This window comes from Mesorhizobium sp. LNHC252B00, assembly GCF_000502955.1.
Taxonomy (GTDB): domain Bacteria; phylum Pseudomonadota; class Alphaproteobacteria; order Rhizobiales; family Rhizobiaceae; genus Mesorhizobium.
The window spans coordinates 1-902 of the sequence record NZ_AYWO01000086.1; the positions used below are offsets into that span (position 1 = coordinate 1).

General features: G+C 62.7%; 1 protein-coding gene. It reads left to right on the forward strand.

The window, feature by feature from the left end; translation table 11 throughout:
• The coding region (locus tag X744_RS139775; RefSeq protein ID WP_031261536.1) for a PLP-dependent aminotransferase family protein at positions 1 to 902 on the forward strand (902 nt) is incomplete at both ends.

A 902-nucleotide genomic window follows, 5' to 3' on the forward strand; every position in this document is an offset into this window, starting at 1 on the left:
GCCGCACCGTGACCTAGCGCGAGAGCTTAGTCTTTCCGTCGGCACTGTGAGCAAAGCCTATCAGGCGGCCGAACAGCGCGGTATCGTCAGCGGCCATGTCGGGCAGGGCACCTTCGTCCGTCGCCGTTCCGCCGCCCGCGCAGAGGCGGCGACAGCACATGAGCCAGTCAATTTGGCGCTGAACGTGCCCGCCGAGGGGAACGAAACGCAGATCCTGTCCGCGTTGTTTGGCGAGGTGGTGCGCGAGCGTGATCTTGCGCCGTTGCTGCGCTACCACCCCCACGGCGGCATCTGGAAGCACCGCGAAATCGTAGCAGCCTCGCTGTCTGACAAAAGATTTGCCGTCGAGCCGGCACGGCTGTTCCTGTGCAACGGCGCCCAGCACGCCATCGACATCGCGCTGCGCCTGGTGGCGAAGCCAGGCGACAGCATCTTGGTGGATGCCTTCACCTATTCCGGCTTTAAGGCAATCGCTGCAGCCAGCCATTTCACCTTGGTGCCTGTGGAGATGGATGAGGAGGGAATGGATCCAGAGGCGCTGAAACAAGCCTGCCATCGTTCCGGTGCGCGGGTGCTCTATTGCATGCCAACGCTCCAGAGCCCAACAGCACGCACCATGAGCCTGACCCGTCGCCGCCGCATCGCTGAACTGGCCGAGGAGCTCGATCTAACCGTCATAGAGGATGACGTCTACGGGTTTTTCTTCAGCGAGCGTCCTATGCCAATCGCCTCGTTGGCACCGGACCGCACCTTCTACGTCACGTCCTACTCCAAATGCATCGCGCCAGGCTTCCGACTCGGAACACTGACGGTTCCGACGGCCTACATTACTCAAGCCGAGCTGCTCCTGCACGCCTCGGCCTGGTTTGTGGCTCCCATGCTAGGCGAGGCGGTGGTGCGGC